16 protein-coding genes and 2 pseudogenes are annotated in these 15,795 nt (G+C 64.3%); 10 read left to right on the top strand and 8 right to left on the bottom strand.

The genetic code is table 11. The features are described from left to right. Both DPM12_RS23335 and DPM12_RS24565 read left to right on the top strand, forming a co-directional pair. Positions 1-239: hypothetical protein (locus DPM12_RS23335; protein WP_211659184.1), on the top strand; the 239-nt coding region annotated here is incomplete at its 5' end. Continuing rightward, complete coding sequence (locus DPM12_RS24565) at positions 236-466, top strand: PIN domain-containing protein (protein WP_158542981.1); 231 nt, start codon at positions 236-238, stop codon at positions 464-466. The genes DPM12_RS23335 and DPM12_RS24565, both read left to right, overlap by 4 nt. A 375-nt stretch (positions 467-841) precedes the next feature. Here DPM12_RS24565 and DPM12_RS22970 read toward each other — a convergent pair whose 3' ends face one another. Next, positions 842-1,351: a hypothetical protein gene (locus DPM12_RS22970; RefSeq protein ID WP_123788448.1), complete on the bottom strand. Its 510-nt coding sequence runs from the start codon at positions 1,349-1,351 to the stop codon at positions 842-844. A 1,000-nt stretch (positions 1,352-2,351) separates the two neighbouring features. Between DPM12_RS22970 and DPM12_RS20400 the strand changes: the two are divergent. Beyond that, positions 2,352-2,628 (top strand): annotated as a pseudogene (locus tag DPM12_RS20400) (transposase); the annotation flags it as partial. Between the two features lie 137 nt (positions 2,629-2,765). On the opposite strand, the gene DPM12_RS20395 reads toward DPM12_RS20400, so the two are convergent. From DPM12_RS20395 to DPM12_RS20375, 4 genes are all read right to left on the bottom strand, one after another. Then, complete coding sequence (locus DPM12_RS20395; RefSeq protein WP_112260196.1) at positions 2,766-3,452, bottom strand: tyrosine-type recombinase/integrase; 687 nt, start codon at positions 3,450-3,452, stop codon at positions 2,766-2,768. Further along, entirely contained in the window at positions 3,443-4,318 is an 876-nt protein-coding gene (locus DPM12_RS20385) for a tyrosine-type recombinase/integrase (RefSeq protein WP_281269689.1), read from the bottom strand. Before DPM12_RS20385 ends, DPM12_RS20395 begins: the two co-directional genes overlap by 10 nt. 142 nt (positions 4,319-4,460) lie before the next feature. After that, entirely contained in the window at positions 4,461-4,787 is a 327-nt protein-coding gene (locus tag DPM12_RS20380) for a type II toxin-antitoxin system PemK/MazF family toxin (protein WP_112260194.1), read from the bottom strand. After that, a complete protein-coding gene (locus DPM12_RS20375) occupies positions 4,784-5,014 on the bottom strand; it encodes an antitoxin MazE family protein (RefSeq protein ID WP_112260193.1) in 231 nt (76 codons plus the stop codon). Before DPM12_RS20375 ends, DPM12_RS20380 begins: the two co-directional genes overlap by 4 nt. Before the next feature lie 81 nt (positions 5,015-5,095). Between DPM12_RS20375 and DPM12_RS24560 the strand changes: the two genes are divergently transcribed. The 5 genes from DPM12_RS24560 to DPM12_RS20355 are packed head-to-tail and all read left to right on the top strand — an operon-like array spanning position 5,096 to position 11,888. Beyond that, positions 5,096-5,287: a hypothetical protein gene (locus tag DPM12_RS24560; protein ID WP_425467620.1), complete on the top strand. Its 192-nt coding sequence runs from the start codon at positions 5,096-5,098 to the stop codon at positions 5,285-5,287. After that, positions 5,250-6,701, top strand: a complete 1,452-nt coding sequence (locus DPM12_RS20370) for a DUF3375 domain-containing protein (RefSeq protein WP_112260192.1) — start codon at positions 5,250-5,252, stop codon at positions 6,699-6,701. The genes DPM12_RS24560 and DPM12_RS20370 overlap by 38 nt, the downstream gene beginning before the upstream one ends. Next, the gene (locus DPM12_RS20365; protein ID WP_211659183.1) at positions 6,698-7,315 is read left to right on the top strand and encodes a DUF4194 domain-containing protein; all 618 of its coding nucleotides are present in this window, start codon (positions 6,698-6,700) and stop codon (positions 7,313-7,315) included. The genes DPM12_RS20370 and DPM12_RS20365 overlap by 4 nt, the downstream gene beginning before the upstream one ends. Beyond that, on the top strand, positions 7,315-10,707 hold the full coding sequence (locus tag DPM12_RS20360; RefSeq protein ID WP_112260191.1) for an ATP-binding protein: 3,393 nt from the start codon (positions 7,315-7,317) through the stop codon (positions 10,705-10,707). Before DPM12_RS20365 ends, DPM12_RS20360 begins: the two co-directional genes overlap by 1 nt. Next, on the top strand, positions 10,704-11,888 hold the full coding sequence (locus DPM12_RS20355; RefSeq protein WP_112260190.1) for a Wadjet anti-phage system protein JetD domain-containing protein: 1,185 nt from the start codon (positions 10,704-10,706) through the stop codon (positions 11,886-11,888). Before DPM12_RS20360 ends, DPM12_RS20355 begins: the two co-directional genes overlap by 4 nt. 161 nt (positions 11,889-12,049) lie before the next feature. Here the strand turns inward: DPM12_RS20355 and DPM12_RS24555 are convergent. After that, positions 12,050-12,214: pseudogene (locus DPM12_RS24555) on the bottom strand (GNAT family N-acetyltransferase); the annotation flags it as partial. Between the two features lie 245 nt (positions 12,215-12,459). Here DPM12_RS24555 and DPM12_RS22965 point away from each other — a divergent pair. After that, positions 12,460-12,774, top strand: a complete 315-nt coding sequence (locus DPM12_RS22965; protein WP_123788449.1) for a hypothetical protein — start codon at positions 12,460-12,462, stop codon at positions 12,772-12,774. 13 nt (positions 12,775-12,787) lie between these two features. On the opposite strand, the gene DPM12_RS20345 is transcribed toward DPM12_RS22965, so the two are convergent. Then, the gene (locus DPM12_RS20345) at positions 12,788-13,300 is read right to left on the bottom strand and encodes a putative immunity protein (RefSeq protein WP_112260188.1); all 513 of its coding nucleotides are present in this window, start codon (positions 13,298-13,300) and stop codon (positions 12,788-12,790) included. Between the two features lie 433 nt (positions 13,301-13,733). On the opposite strand from DPM12_RS20345, the gene DPM12_RS20335 reads away from it, so the two are divergent. After that, a complete protein-coding gene (locus DPM12_RS20335) occupies positions 13,734-14,426 on the top strand; it encodes a type II toxin-antitoxin system PemK/MazF family toxin (protein ID WP_158542979.1) in 693 nt (230 codons plus the stop codon). Positions 14,427-14,966: 540 nt separating this feature from the next. Here DPM12_RS20335 and DPM12_RS20330 read toward each other — a convergent pair. Then, the gene (locus DPM12_RS20330) at positions 14,967-15,794 is read right to left on the bottom strand and encodes an alpha/beta fold hydrolase (RefSeq protein WP_112260186.1); all 828 of its coding nucleotides are present in this window, start codon (positions 15,792-15,794) and stop codon (positions 14,967-14,969) included. Position 15,795 lies beyond the last annotated feature (1 nt).

Below are 15,795 nucleotides of genomic sequence, written 5' to 3'. Positions count from 1 at the left end.
GGTATAGACCGGCCGCAGATCCTTGGACATCTGGTCCCAGTACCGGCGGGAGGCGGAACGTGTTCCGCCGCCGGGCTGAACGGGAAGGCGTGGAGCCGGCGGTGTCGGCTGCTCGTTTGCTTGAGGAAGCGTCGGCGGAACCTGACCCGTTGGAGTTTGTGGCGTCCTTTGATTCCGACGAGGTGGCGGCTTGCGACGCCGACGCGTTCCTCGCGGAGCACGGTTTTGGCCAGTCGTGATCGTTGATACGGGTCCGCTTGTCGCTGCGGCGAACCGGAAGGATCCAGATCATGAGGCTTGTCGCGAACTTCTGGCGAAGTCGTCTCGGACTCTGGTCGTTCCGGCTCTGGTTGTGGCTGAAGCGACGTTCATGATCGAGCGTGCAGGGGGGACCGGCGGCGGAGGCGAGGTTCCTGCGGTCACTCCGATCGCGACGTTTCAAGATCGAACCACCGACCGACAGTGATCTCGGGCGCTGTGTCGAGTTGGTCGAGAAATACGCGGACCTTCCACTCGGCGGCACAGATGCGTCGGTGGCGGCGCTTGCCGAGCGTCTGAGACTTCGGTGCCTCGTTGACCGAGATAGCGGAGTTGGCCGAACGCGGTAGGGTCGCCTATGACGCCGATCTCGCGGTCGCCGTCGCCGAGCGAGGCTCGCGGGATCGGGGTGGGGCCACGAGCCCATCACACGGATTAGCCCCGCCCGAACGAGCAACCGGTCTGTGAAGTGTCACCGACCTAACTGAACAGAACTGAGGCTAGCTCTGGCTAAGCCGGATCATCGTAGGTACGTCGCGATGCATGGGCGGCGACTCTGATGGCCCTTACGACCAACCACCGACTACGACTGCGTATCGCCTGAATTCTCTTTAAATAGGCTCGTTACATGCTGCGCCGCGCCCAGTATTCTCTCGACCGGCATCCGGGATTCCCCCACAAGTCCATGCGCGGAACTTACCACTCGAAACGTGATATTATCTGTATTGTCACCTGGTAACGGTGTCATCCAATATGATCGATGCCACAGGCGAGCGGAGCCCATTCCGCCGAGATCGGCAACATGCACAAGAGAATCACTTCGGTCAAGGCGAGCGCTAAGCTCGATTTCTCGCCCAACGCTCTTCTCCCGCACGCTGGACACACTGCTGGTTCGCTCTATATAGTCCGCAGAAAATCTCATGCCAAGCGTCAAAAACAAGCCTCTAGAGAATACTTGAAGATTCTCAATCGTCAGAACTGTATCGCTAGAGTAGGCCAGAACAATGATATCGGGAATCACCGCGGGCAGTTCATCTGCTGGCGGACCTTCCGAGCGTCCTCTCGCAATGGAAATCCCTGGGGGCTCAGTCACGTGATAGCACCTAATTCGTTCGTTGTTTCGGCCCATTCAAAGGCACGGAACCGTGAGGGATCCTGTACCTTTGCGAGCCTCTATTGGCTCCGACCCAAACCATGTTACTACTACCTCAAGATAGCCACGGTAGGAGTAAGACGTATCATTGGGCTCACATGATGCAGACACAGGCGAAGTACGGCGGGGCGGTGGGCAATTGTTGTTTTCCGGTCCTGCCGCGTAAGGCTCCCATGTACGGTCGAACTCGTTGTATATCTGAATCTCTGCCTGCAACCAGCAAGAGTCAGGAGGTTCACCGGTGCAATCTGTCAGGTATCCTTCGGTTGAGATAGTGTTTCCGCTGAGCACCGGCCTGTCAACATCTCCGTGGCATTCATCCTGCAAGGGTTTCGAGTCATCCCCATCAGGGGTGTGGGGGACAATCACTATTGGCTCGTCATCCTTGAATTCCATAAATCTGCCCGAGGGGTGGTCAGTCTCGCTCGACTCCGCAGCACTTGCGGAAGCCATAGAGAACAGTCCGAGTGATAAAGCAATCAGCAGTGCCGCCGCTCGCCTAATCGACCAAAGGGACATAAATAATCACCCACTCCTACGAATACAAGACTTTACCCCAGCGCAGTTCGACGACTAACGGTTGCAGAATCCTTCCGGAGCGATAGAGCGACGTGGAGAACAAGCATTGACTTACAACAAACCTACTCGGTACAACCGAGTCGCCAGTTTCCTGATGCATCAGTCGACTACCTGGGAAACTACCAATGCTTGAGCGTGTGTAAAAGGGGCCAGATGACGGGCAATTCTGCCGACTCGTGACAGCTGAAGGTGTGACGACGCTAGTACTCCAGCCGTAGATCGTGATCTTGGGCGTGTCGGTGCTGGATATGAAGCGGCCACCGCTCGATGATCTTGGTTTGTGAAGACTCAAAATGATCTTACGGTGGCCGCAGGACCCAGCGTAGACGTTGATCAATTGCGGCGCGAGCGTGACGGGCTGATGTCTCGTATCGCATCGCGGTTTCCCCGGATGGAGTCGTTATCAGAACGCGTGTGATCTGGTCACGGGGTTGATGTCAGACCTGCCATCCAAGAACTGCTGGACGATAGCCGAACACCTCGGACACCAGAGCCCGGATGCACTGCAGAACCTGTTGTTCAGGGCGTCCTGGGACGCCGACGGAGTGCGGGACGACCTGCGTAACTACGTCACGACCGGTCTGGGCGATGACGAGGCGATGCTGGTGGTGGACGAGACCGGCGACGTCAAGAAGGGACCTAATGACGAAGTCGTCATTAGGTCCCTTATGACGAGTGTGTGGTTATGCCGCACCGTCGCTGGTGTGCGCTGTTCAGGGCGGTGAGGGCTCTTCGGTGGTGCGGCATAACCCGTACTGATGATGATGCGTGGTGGTCAGAGCTGGTCGAGGAAGGCCAGGAAGCTGTCGGGGGCCTTGTAGCGGACGGACCCGAGCTCGGGCGGGCTGGTGCGAGCGACTGCCTGTTCTTTGAGCGCCATGTCGGCGTGCAGGTAGATGCGGGTGGAGGTTGGGCTCTCGTGGTCGAGCCACACGACGATGACGGTGATGTCGATACCGGCGCGTAGGAGAGTCATCGCAGCGGTGTGTCTGAGGGTGTGCGGAGTGGGCTTCTTGGTCGCAAGTGAGGGACACGTGGCTGCCGCCGTGCTGGCGTATTTCCTGGTCAGGTGGCTGACGGTGTCACGGGACATCGGAGTTCCGCTGCGGGTGCAGAGCAGCGGAGCCGTCCCGCGAGCGTGACGTTGGGCGAGCCACTCGGTGAGGACGCCGACGGTGTGGCTGGTCAGCGGCGTGCATCGGTCTTTGCGGCCTTTGCCGTGGCAGGAGATATGCGCGCCGGTGTCCACGTGCGCGTCGTCGATGGTGAACTGGGTCAGCTCGGAGACGCGGAGCCCGGTTTGGGCGGCGAGCACAAGCAGTGCACGGTCACGGCGGCCGTGCCAGGTGGAGGGGTTCGGAGTGGCGAGCATCGCGTCGAGTTCAGCGCTGGTGAGGTAGCTGACGACGGTGGTCGTGGTGCGCTTGGGCTGGATCGCCAGGACCCGGCTGATCAGGTGCATGTGCTCGGGAGCCTTGCAGGGCGGTGTAGCGGAACAGCGAGTGGATCGCCGCCAACCGGTTGTTGCGTGTGGCGGGGCTGTTCCCGCGGACTGTCTCCAGGTGGGTCAGAAAGGCGCCGATGGTGGCGGCGTCCAGGTCGGTCAGATCCAACTGGCTCGGTAGCGAAGATGGGCGCGAGCGTGGTCATCGCTGCCTCCCGGGCTGCCCGTCCGCCGCGTGATCGTATGTGCCGTCGACGCCGGATTCGAGTCGGGCGGCGGCGAGGCCGAGGAGCTCGGGGACGGGCCTGCAGGTACCAGTACGTCGCCTCCGACGACGAGTGCCCGAGATACGTGGACAACACCGGTAGCCGGGTGTGCACGTTGATGCCGTCGCGTTGCCAGTTGATCAGGGTGGCGACCGCGAAGGTGTGTCTCAGATCATGAATCCTGGGACGCCGCCGATCCGGCGGGGTTTGGATGGCGGCCAGGGCCAGCAGCTTGGCGAAAGTCTGCTGCACCCAGCGCTGCTGCATGCGCTGTCCGGAGCGGGTAACGAAGAACGCCGATGAGGCGACCTCGGTGCAGATCCGGTCACGCCGGGCGGCGTAGCTGGTGAGCATCGCAACCGTGGTGTCATGCAGCGGCACCAACCGGACGTCGTTCTTGCCGCTCACCCGCAGCACCGCGTCGTCCAACATGACGTCCGCACGGTCGAGTCCGAGCGCCTGCTCAACTTCTCGTGGATCTCCAGGACGACAACGCGAGCCGCTTGACTGCTGAGTAGATAGGGTAGCGTCACGGATGTATTCCGCGTCGGAGCAGGTCAACCGCCTAGCTGCAGCGCTGTGCGCGTGTGGTAGGTGGTCAAGTCGCTCCTCGGACACGCCCAGAATGTTTGTTCGAATTTAGAGTTTTGAAGAGGTGAAACATTGATACAGGCTGGCCGGTTTGCAGCAGCCTGGCGAAATTCTCGTTCCCTTCGGATCCCCTGAAATGTGTTGACCAGCCCAAATGCGGGTGTGGGGTTTATGCGGCGATGCCGAGGAAGACGACGAGTGCGCGGTTGATCTGCACCATCTGTTCGTCGGATAGGCGTCCGATGCGTGTGCCGAGCTGGTCGCGACGTATAGTCATGACTTTGTCGGTCATGACTGCGCTGGGTTGGCGCAGGCCGTTGAGCTCTTCCGGTTCGACCGGGATGCGGAACAGCGGGAGGTCGGTGCGGTCGGTAGTGACCAGCGCGACCGTGATTGAGGCCGTGGCATCGAAGCGGTCATCTTGGATGATGACGACGGGTCGAGGCTTGGTGGCGTAGCCGGGTCCGGCCGAGGTCCACACCTCACCTCGTTTCACTCGTCGTCTCCGGCCGCCTCGTCCCATGTCGGCGTCTGCAACGCGTCGGCGAACGCCTGGTCGTCGTCTGCGTGGGTGCTGGCGTCGGCGAGCGTGGACTGGCGGTGTGCTTCGGCGGCGAACTGCGGCGAGGTGACGTCGGGGACCCAGATCTGGATCGGGCGCAGCCCATGCTGGCGCAACCGTTCCCGGTGTGCGCGGACGCGATCCTTGTTGCTTGTCGCCATACATTCAACGTTACATGTAACGCCCCTTGATATGCCAACTCGCGCGTAGGCCTGTGGGTGGGTTGGTTCAGACCTTGGGCGATGCGGGCGGCGTTGTTGCCCGAGGGGGCTGGCGACTTTGATCGCGAATTTCGGCAGGCCATGGCGGAGACGACAGAGACGCTGGTGGTGGTTCTGTCTGGGGGTACGCCTAGCATGTCCCATAAGTCGATGACGAGGGAGGGCGTACCGCCGGATGCAGTTCGACGACGTTGCGTTCATGCGCGAGCATGATTCCGCCTGGCGGCTTCTGCGTGCCGACAACGCACCTCTGGTGTTGAGTTTCTTGCATAAGGTGTTCGTCGAGGGTAACGCGCGCTCTGTCCCGGCGGCCGAGCTGATCAGCCGGCTGGACGACGAGCTCTATGCGTTGAAGGAGCGACTCGGTGAGCGGGCGTACCCGAAGTCCGCACGTGAGTACCTGAACGACTGGGCGAAGCCGGAGGTCGGCTGGCTGCGCAAGTACTACCCGACGGGCACGGACGAAGCGCACTTCGACGCCATGCCGGCGGTCGAGAAGGCGTTGTCGTGGGTTCGCTCGCTTCGGGCCCGCGCGTTCGTCGGTACCGAGTCCCGGCTGAACACGCTGTTCGAGCTGCTGCGACAGATCGCCTACGGCGCCGAAGAGGATCCGGATATCCGGCTCGCAGAGCTGTACCGGAGGAGACAGGAGATCGACACCGAGATCGCGAAGGTGGAGCAGGGCAACGTCCCGGTCCTCGACCCGTCCGCTCTGCGCGATCGCTACCAGCAGTTCGCCGCCACGGCTCGCGAGCTGTTGGCAGACTTCCGAGAGGTGGAAGCGAACCTCCGGGCGCTCGACCGTGAGTTGCGCGAACGCATCGCGGCGTGGGACGGCTCGAAAGGTGAGTTGCTCGACGAGGTGCTCGGCAACCGCGACGCGATCGCCGAGTCGGACCAAGGCCGCAGTTTCCAGGCGTTCTACGACTTCCTGCTCTCGCCGCAGCGGCAGTCCGAGCTTAGCGACCTGCTCGACAAGGTGCAGCAGTTGGAGGCCATTAGCGAGCGTGACCCGCGGATGCGGCGCATCCACCATGACTGGCTCGACGCCGGAGAGCAGACTCAGGCGACGGTGCGCGTCTTGTCTGACCAGCTCCGGCGCTTCCTCGACGACCAGGCCTGGCTGGAGAACCGGCGGGCGATGGACCTGCTGCACAGCATCGAGTCGACGGCGCTGGAGCTGCGTGATCACGGTCCGCCGAGACTGACGTTCGAGATTGACGGGGTGGCGCCGTCAATTGCACTGCCGATGGAGCGCCCGCTCTACACACCCACGGCTAACACCCCGATCGACAGCAGCGTCGTCGTCGGTGACGACGACATCGATGCGGACGCCATGTTCGAGCAGGTCTACGTCGACCGGGCGGCACTGGCGCGCGACGTACGGCGGGCGCTGCAGCATCGTAGCCAGGTCGGCCTGCCCGAGATCGTCCGGGACAATCCGCTGGAGAACGGGCTGGCCGAGTTGGTGGGCTACCTGTCGCTCGACGACGATGCGTTCGGCGTGGTGTTCGACGAGGAGATCCGCGAGCAGGTGAGCTGGTACGACTCGGACGGTTGTGAGCGTGTCGCCACGCTTCCGCGGGTCACGTACGTGCGCTCGGCCGGAGGGGGTGAGCACGGGTGACTACCAGAACGGCGGCCAAGTACGGTGAGCCGGGCCTGTCCGTTGTCGTGACGCAGCTGATGAAGGGCGTGCTGTACCGCGACGTGCACGAGTCGCAGTGGAACCAGCTACTGCAGCTGCAGGCGAACGTGCGCGACTACGTCGGCGTGATCGGGCTGACCGTCGTGGTCGACGAGGCCGAGGGGTACGCCTACCTGCGGTCGCGGCCGGATCTCGAAGACGAGGACGGCCCGGCGATCCCGCGACTCATCCCGCGCCGGGCGCTGTCGTTCCATGTGAGCCTGCTGCTGGCGCTGCTGCGCAAGAAGCTGATCGAGTTCGACGCGAGCGGCGGCGACACCAAGCTGGTGCTCACCCGCGAGCAGATCGTGGAGATGATGCGGGTGTTCCTGCCCGAGGGCAGCAACGAGGTCCGTCTCGTTGATCAGATCGACTCGCACATCGGCAAGGTCGTCGAGCTCGGCTTTCTGCGCCGGATCAAGGACACCGACGGCCACTACGAGGTGCGCCGGATCATCAAGGCGTTCGTGGACGGCCAGTGGCTCGCCGAGTTCGACCAGCGGCTGGCGGAGTACGCTGTGGAACTGCGCGGAGACGATCACGAGGAGACCTGATGTCGGGCCTGTTCAGCGCGGTTGAACTGGAGGACGCCGTCCCGGGACGGACGGGTTTCCGGCTCGCCAGGCTGGAGATCTACAACTGGGGGACGTTCCATGATCGGGCGTGGCGGCTCGACCTCGACGGCGACAACGCGCTGCTGACCGGAGACATCGGGTCGGGCAAGTCCACCCTGGTCGACGCGGTCACGACGTTGTTGATGCCGGCCAACCGCATCTCCTACAACAAGGCGGCCGGCGCCGAGGTTCGCGAGCGCAGCCTGCGGTCCTACGTGGCGGGCTACTACAAGTCCGAACGCAACGAGGCGACGGGGACGTCGCGCCCGGTCCCGCTGCGTCTTCCCGGCACCTACTCGGTAATCCTCGGCGTGTTCCGCAACGAGGGCTACGAGCTTGACGTCTCGCTGGCGCAGGTGTTCTGGCTGAAGGACGGCAACTCGGGCCAGCCGGAGCGGTTCTTCGCCGTGGCGGATCGCCCGTTGTCGATTGCTGAGGACTTCGCCGAGTTCGGCGACAACATCGCGGGATTGCGCAAGCAGCTTCGCAGCGCCGACGTCCGCATCTACGACCACTTCCCGGAGTACGGCAAGGACTTCCGGCGACGCCTCGGCATCGAGTCCGAGCAGGCCATGGAGCTGTTCCACCAGACGGTGTCGATGAAGTCGGTCGGTGACCTGAACGAGTTCGTGCGCGGGCACATGCTCGAGCCGTTCGACGCCAAGGGGTGGATCGACCAGCTCGTCGGTCACTTCGATGCGCTGACCAAAGCACACGACGCCGTTGTCAAGGCGCGGTCGCAGCTCGACGAGCTGACCCCGCTGCTAGCCGACTGCGACACCTACGACGCGCTCGCCGCCGAGATCACCGCGCTGGAGGCCGAGCGCAAAGCGCTGCCGTATTTCTGCGCCGAGCGCAAGGCGGGGCTGCTGGAGCAGCGCGTCGTCGAGCTGGAACGCAAGAATGCGGGGAAGCGGGCCGAGCTGGAACAGCAGGACGAGGTCCTGGCCGGGCTGGAGTCCCGCAAGCAGGCGCTCGTTCTGGAACGCGCCGGGCACGGCGGCGACCGGCTCGGCGAGCTGGAGCGGCAGATCACCGAAGCGGAGAAGCTGCGGGACGAGCGTCAGAAGAAGGCGGAGCGGTTCAATGACCTGCTACGTGACGCGGACCTGCCCGCCGTCGAGCGTGCCGAGCAGTTCATGACCCGACTGAACGACATCGCCAAAGCGGCCGAGCAGGCCGGCAGAACAGAAGCCGAGTTGCAGGAGCGCGTCACCGAGGTGGCGGTGAACCAACAGCAGGCCGAGCGCGAGGCCGACGAGGTCAACGCCGAGCTGGTCAGCCTGCGTTCGCGGCGTAGCAACCTACCGTCCCGGAGTTTGGAGCTGCGCTCGTGGCTGTGTGGCGAGCTCGGGCTGGACGAGACGGCGCTGCCGTTCGCCGGCGAGCTGATCCAAGTCCGGCCGGAGCATTCGGAGTGGGAGGGCGCGGCCGAGCGGGTGCTGCGCGGCTTCGCGCTCTCGCTGCTGGTGCCGGACGAGTACTACCGCACCGTTTCCGAGTGGATCAACGATCACCACCTGCAGGCTCGGCTGGTGTACTACCGGGTGCCGCGCAACGTCACTCCGGCGCCGGACTCCGGCGCGTCCGGGGAGATGCTGGCGGACAAGCTGGAGATCGCCGACACCGAGCTCTATCTCTGGCTGGAGCGCGAGCTCGCGCACCGGGCCGGCTTCGAGTGCGTCGAGACGATGGAACAGTTCCGCCGCGCGAAGTTCGCCGTCACGCGGGCCGGTCAGGTCAAGGGCGGAGGGGGACGTCACGAGAAGAACGACCGCCGCCGCATCGACGACCGCAGCGACTACGTGCTCGGCTGGAGCAACGAGCAGAAGATCGACTCGTTGCTGGAACGCGCGGCCGAGCTGCAACCCCGGCTGAACGAGCTGGCCGAGGAGCGAAAGCGTCTCGACGCGCAGCGCGCTGCCGCGGGCAAGCGTCAGAACGTCCTGGCCAGGCTGGACGAGTTTCGCGACTACGCCGAGCTGGACTGGGAGTCGACAGCCGGCACGATCGCGGACCTGACCGCCGAGAAGGAGCAGATCCTTGCGGCGTCGTCCGAGCTGAAACGCATCGACTGCGAGATCGAGGAGGCCGACCAGACGATCGCGGATGCCAAGGGCGTTCGCGACGCGCTGGTCTCCACGATCGGCCGGCTGGACGAGAGCGTCGACCGCGACCGCACCTCGTTGGAGCAGGCGCATGAGCTGCTGCGTGACGCCGCCTACGAGACGGCGAAGGCGGCCTTCGACGCGCTGGCCGACCGGATCGGTGGGCTGGCGACGGATCCGGACGGCATCGACCGGCTGCAGAACGAGACGGGCGAGGCGCTGCAGTCGAGCGTCAGCGCGCGGGCCTCCCGGCAGAACACCGCCGCCACCCAGGCTGTGCGCAAGATGAGCGCATTCCGGCAGAAGCACCCGCTGGAGACCGCGGAGCTGGACGACTCGATCGGGTCTGCGGGGGAGTACCGCGAACTGCACCGCCGCCTGGCCGACGACGACCTGCCGCGTTTCGAGGAGCAGTTCAAGACCTACCTCAACACGAACACGATCCGTGACATCGCCATGTTCCAGGCCCAGCTCAACAAGCAGGTCAGCCTGATCAGGGAGCGGATCGACACGATCAACGAGTCGCTGGTGGGTATCGACTACAACCCGGGCCGCTACATCCGGCTGGAGCGGCACCGGACGCCGAACACCGACATCCGCGACTTCCAGACCGAGCTGCGTGCGTGCACCGAGGACACCGCGTTCGGCGACGTCTCCGACCAGTACTCGGAGCAGAAATTCTTGCAGGTCAAGGCCATTGTCGAGCGGTTCCGTGGCCGGGAGGGGCAGACCGAGCAGGACCGTGCCTGGGCCAAGCGGGTCACCGACGTCCGCAACTGGTTCGTGTTTTCGGCCTCGGAGCGGTGGCGCGAGGACGACACCGAGCACGAGACCTACACTGACTCCGGTGGCAAGTCCGGCGGGCAGAAGGAGAAGCTCGCCTACACGATCCTGGCGGCATCGCTGGCCTACCAGTTCAAGCTGGAGTGGGGCGCGGTGCGATCGAAGTCGTTCCGTTTCGTGGTGATCGACGAGGCGTTCGGTCGCGGCTCGGACGAGTCGACGCGGTTCGCCCTCCGGCTGTTTGCCAAGCTCGGCCTGCAGCTGCTGATCGTCACGCCGCTGCAGAAGATCCACGTGATCGAGCCGTACGTCTCGTCGGTGGGCTTCGTCGACAACACCGCCGAGGGCGACAACTCGCGCTTGCAGTGCATGACGATTGAGGAGTACCGCGAGCGGCGTAACGCCCACGACGCGCTGGCTAAGGTGAGTGTCGAGGCATGACGTCCTGGACGAGCCCTGCCGACGTGGAGCGTAGGCTTCGCCGGCGGTGGAGCTCCGGTCAAGCATTGGCCGCCTACGCGCGCGGGGAGCCGTGGGAGCCGCTTGGCGTTGGGCTGCGTGGTCCGGCCGCGGGCGACCTCGCGTCGGACCTGGGCGCCGTCCGCACCTGGGTGACGTCCTGGGGAGGTGCGGCCAAGCGTCTCGGCCGGCTGGAATACCGCCGGATCGGCGGCCGGCTCGTCGGTGGCAACGAGCTGCCCGCCAAACTGTGGGTGGACAGCTACGAGCAGCTCTGGTCCGCGCTCGGCACGACGCGCGAGGCTGAGCGGTTCGCCGAGCTGGTCGGTTCGGCACGTACGAACTCTCCGCGGCTCGTGGAGTGGATGCTGGGGCACCCGCTGAAGGTGCTGGAGCTCGAAGCCGAGTGGCCGTTGCTCGTCGCGACCGTGCTCTGGATCGACGAGCACATGGACGGCTCGCAATACATCCGGCAGGTCGACGTGCCCGGCGTGGACACCAAGCTCATCGAGCGACACCGCCACGTGCTCGGACTACTCCTGGATGCGCAGTTAGACGAGCGCCGCATCGACTGGGAGCGCCCACGGACCGACATTGCCGGGCGGTACGGCTTTAAGAAGCGCCCCGGATACGCCCGGCTGCGAACTCTCGGGCCCGGTCAGAGGCTGGCCGGTGCGTACACCGAGCTGACCGTCCGGCTCGATGAGCTAGCGGCCGCGCCGCCGGATTGCTCCAAGGTCTACGTCATCGAAAACGACATCACCTATCTGGCCTTCCCACCCGTCGACGACGGCGTGGCAGTGTTCGGCGGAGGGCATGCCGTGTCCGTGCTGGAGCAGCTGTGCTGGCTCGCCGACCGCGAACTTATCTACTGGGGCGACATCGACACCCACGGCTTCGCCATGCTCGACCGGCTACGCCGGAGCTTTCCGCGTGCTCGGTCGATGCTGATGGACCGAGCCACACTCCTGGCCCACGAGGGCCAATGGGTCGAGGAGACATCGCCATACGTCGCATCGCTGGACCAGCTACAACCGGACGAGGCGGATCTGTATCGGGACCTGGTCGAGGACGCTTTGGGGCGGTCCGTCCGCCTGGAACAGGAGCGGATCTCGTACTCCGACGTCGAACGCGCCCTCGCCCAACCATCGGCCGCCAGATAGGCAGGGGTCAAGCGGGCTTCGATCTCGCCGCTAGGTCCGAAACCGTCGGGGAGATAGAACGGCGCCGGTGCCCCTTTGCCGCCGACCCAGCTGGTCAGCAGCGTGGTGTCGCCCATGGTGTGGTATTCGTCGGCGATCAGATCGAGGACGCGGTGGCCGACGTCACGGCGCTGGTGCTTGCGATCGATCAGGAGTCGCCACAGGTAGGGCCCCGGGTGAGGGGACGTGAGCCGCGCCAGCATCGCGAATCCGACGCTCTCGCCGTCGGGGACGACGGCTTGAAGCCACGGTTCTAGTGGTGCACCGTTGTCGACCTCGGGGAACAAAGCGTCGTCGAAGGAGACTCGAACGGGGCGACGAGCATTTCGGGCTTTTGTGGCTCGAGAGCTTGCTTACCGTCCTCGCAGGCTCCGCGGTGATCTCGTCGAGGCGGAGATCGACGGACGGGGGTCGAGGCCGGTCTTGCCGCCGTTGCCAGTCGGGCCGGGCTGCTTTCGTGAGTGCTGAGGCAATGCCGCCGACGTAGTTGATCAGTTCTTGGACTTCTCGCTCGGTTAGCTGAGCCCGGTGTGTGAGCCGGGCGTTTTCGGCTTCAATCCGGTCGCGCTCGGTCAAGCGTTCGGCGGGTTTCCGCGCCGGCGAAGCGGCATGCGTTGCGATCGGCGTCCATCGCGGTCACACGGTCGCCACGGATGACGGCGATGCCTTGAGCGTCCTGGAACATCTCTCGCCGGGTCACCAGTATGAGCGGATCCGTAAGCTGCTGATATGGATGGCCGACGAAGGCGTGATCAGCCAGCACGAGGCCAACGGCGTGCATGATCGCGGCGCCAGAAGGGTTCATTGTCGCGTGGAGCGCTGGGCGAGATGTGTCCGGGTGGTGTGATGGCCTCATACACCTAGAACTCGAACATGCGCCAGCAGATGTCGTTTCGTCGCTGTTGGTCCTCGATGACCAGTTCACGGATCGCGTCCGGGAGCTGTTCGCGTTGCCACTCACACTCGAGGTGGCCGGCGAGATCCTCGGCGGTTGGAGAACCAGCGCGAGCTGCTTTGATGGCGTAGGCGGCCGCGCCGAGGTTGTGCTCGGCGACGTGCGCTACGCATGCGGCTTGGCCTGCGGCGTAGGCGGCATGCCGGGCGGCTCCTGTCAACTCTCGCGCCGCCGCCATGGCATGGCCACCTGCTGCGCGGGTGGCCATCATCGTCATCGATCCTTGCGTCCAGGTGCGGATGGCTTCAATCGCTTCGCGAGGTCTCGTGTCCGAAGGGCGCTCAGCCTCGAAGAAGTGCAGCACGTGTTCGGCGCATGCCGCTGCCCACAGCCCATGTAGATGATGGTCGGAGTCGGTGAGCAGGCCCCCTCTGCGGATCGTGATGAGGCGAGGGTCGCGCTCCTTGGGGAGGATCACAGTCCAAGGGTAGGACGTGTCGACAGGCCCTCCGGGTCCTGTCATCGAACGAAGAGCCGGCGCGGACGTGGTCCAGAGCTACCCTTCGCGCCAGCCACACTCCGTCATGACCGCCATAGGGCACCACCCACTGGCCGCCGGTGGGCAGTTCTAGCTGGCCACCAACAGGTGTATCTGTCTGCCTTCGATGAATGTGCAGGTCAGCCGAGGGTGAGGGTGACGGTATGGGTGAGGTTAAGTGGGCGAGTCGGTCCTCGGACACTTCCGTTTGGACTCACTGAATCACCCCGGGGCGATTCACAGCGGCTCAACCAGCTGCTCGTTGCAACCACCGATTGAACCTGCCGTTCGACCACCCGCAGCGTCGTCGCAATGATCTCAGCGCGGCGCCGCTCACCTCGGACCCGGCGCGCGTCCCGTCGTCGTGGTTGGCGTGTACGAGGGTGACCTGACCGAGAACGGGACGTCGCCTTACGCGACGGAGGTTGACGTCGAGGGCACAATGCGCACGATCGTCTATGACGATGTGATGCTTATCAGCAAGGACGATCTGGTCGACGCCGTGTGGGGCGTCGGAGATGAGATTCTAAAGGATCTCGGCCAGCACCTCGCTGCGATTCTCACGCCAACAGCAGGGGCGACGCCAGGTCGTCGTCCACGGGCGTACCCGCAGACCCGCGAGATCCGATTTGCCGATCTCCACATCGAGGGCGAGGCCGACAAGCCGGTGGTCGTCGTTTCGTCGGAGGAGTACGGGGAGCGTGTCGGATACGTGTTTGTCATTGCCTGTCGAGTGAGTTCCGATAGCACCAAGATACGGACCTTCGATGTGAAGCTTCGAAGCCAGAACGGCAAGGTCGTGTGCTCCCATATTCAATCCGTGCATCGGCGGGACATCACGTATAGGACGACCACAGGCGCCAAGTTCGTCACGGCAGGTGAGGCTTGGGAGATCGTCGGAGAAGGTTCATCGTCTGCTTGGCCTAGATTGATCGGGCGCTGGCTCCCGCCAAGGCTGGCCGGGTACTATGAAGGCATAGAAGGGGAGGAAGACCGTCATGGCCGTTACCACAAGGAAGAAGACCGGACGCACGCTTCCGACCGCCCGGATCGTGAAGAAGGCTGACCGCACGAAGGCGATCGTGCCGAACGCCGCACGTCAGCGGCGCACACGCGAGCGGCTCAAGGGCTCGCACTTCGCCAGCGGCACGCTCGACTGAATTCTGAAGTAGTGCCCGCCCTTGAGGGCGGGCCACTATTGCGTTCGCGGCGAACCTGGATTGATGCCATAGGCGATCCTGCGTCACTACGGTCGCCGTCGGCGCCGCAGAACGTCCGCTGCCGAATGAGGAGCAGTTTCCCCAGTCGGTGCGGGTGGTTGGCACATGTGGCACGAGGTATGTCACAAGATCAGCTGAGTCAATGCGGCTGACGGTGCGGAGAAGACTCAGGTCAGGCCAGGTCGAGGATTGCGGTGTGGGGTGAGGTCAAGGGGGCGAGTCCCTCCTCGGACACGGCCATATCCCCCGTGCTGGGTCCATGTCTACGCTGACCTGGCGCGGGGCGGGTGTGAACGTCAGACGTGGCGCGAGGGGGTCGTGGAGTTCTGCTCGCTCCTCGGCGAGCAAGCGCCTCGAGCTGCCGCCCCAGACTCGTTGACGGATCCTCACAGGAAGCCGAGGATCTCACTGCGGACGCGTTTTGGTTGGTCTTCCATGAGGAAGTGGCCGCCGTTGTCGATCACAACCAGCTCCGAGCCGGGGATGTCTGCGGCGAGTCGCTTGGCGTAGGTCAGTGGTTGCCAGGTGTCTTGGGCTCCCCACAGCAGGCGCACCGGCATGGTCAATCGCGTCAGTGCGGGCACGACTTGCTGGGTGGGGCTGGAGTCGTAGTGCCGGACTTGGTGCTCGAAGAACGACGCCCGGCCCAGCGCGGATCGGTGCGGAGCGAGGTAGGCCTCCAACACCTGGCCACTCATGCGGTCCGGGTTCGCCACGGTCATCCGCAGTTGCCTGGTCAGCATCGCTTCGAACTCACGTGCCGGCATGGCGGCATAGTTCTGGAGGTGATCGCGGATGATCGCCTGCCACGTGTCCGAGGGCCAGGAGTCGTAGCTGACCGTGTCGATGAGCATCAGCCGATGCACGCGTTCGGGCGCAGCCGTGGCCAGCAGCTGCGCGATGGCACCGCCGATGTCGTGGGCGACCAGGGAGAACCGGTCGATGCCCAGGTGCTGCAGCAGCGCCTGTAGGACGTCGACTTGTCCGCGCACCGAGGTGTCACGAGTCAGTGGCCGTTCCGATCGGCCGTACCCCAGCAGGTCGAACAGCACGACTCGGTACCCGGCTCGTTCGATCTCGGGAACGACCTCACGCCAGATGAACGAGTGCGACGGGGTGCCGTGCAGGAACACCACCGGCTCGCCGCTACCTCGATCACGGTAGGCCAGTCGGACGCCATCGACGATGGCCTCGCGGTCCAAGAGCTCGGTCATA

The sequence above is a fragment of the Phytoactinopolyspora halophila genome, assembly GCF_003287285.1.
GTDB classification, from domain to species: Bacteria; Actinomycetota; Actinomycetes; order Jiangellales; family Jiangellaceae; genus Phytoactinopolyspora_A; species Phytoactinopolyspora_A halophila.
This window is presented reverse-complemented; position numbering and strand designations above follow the sequence as displayed.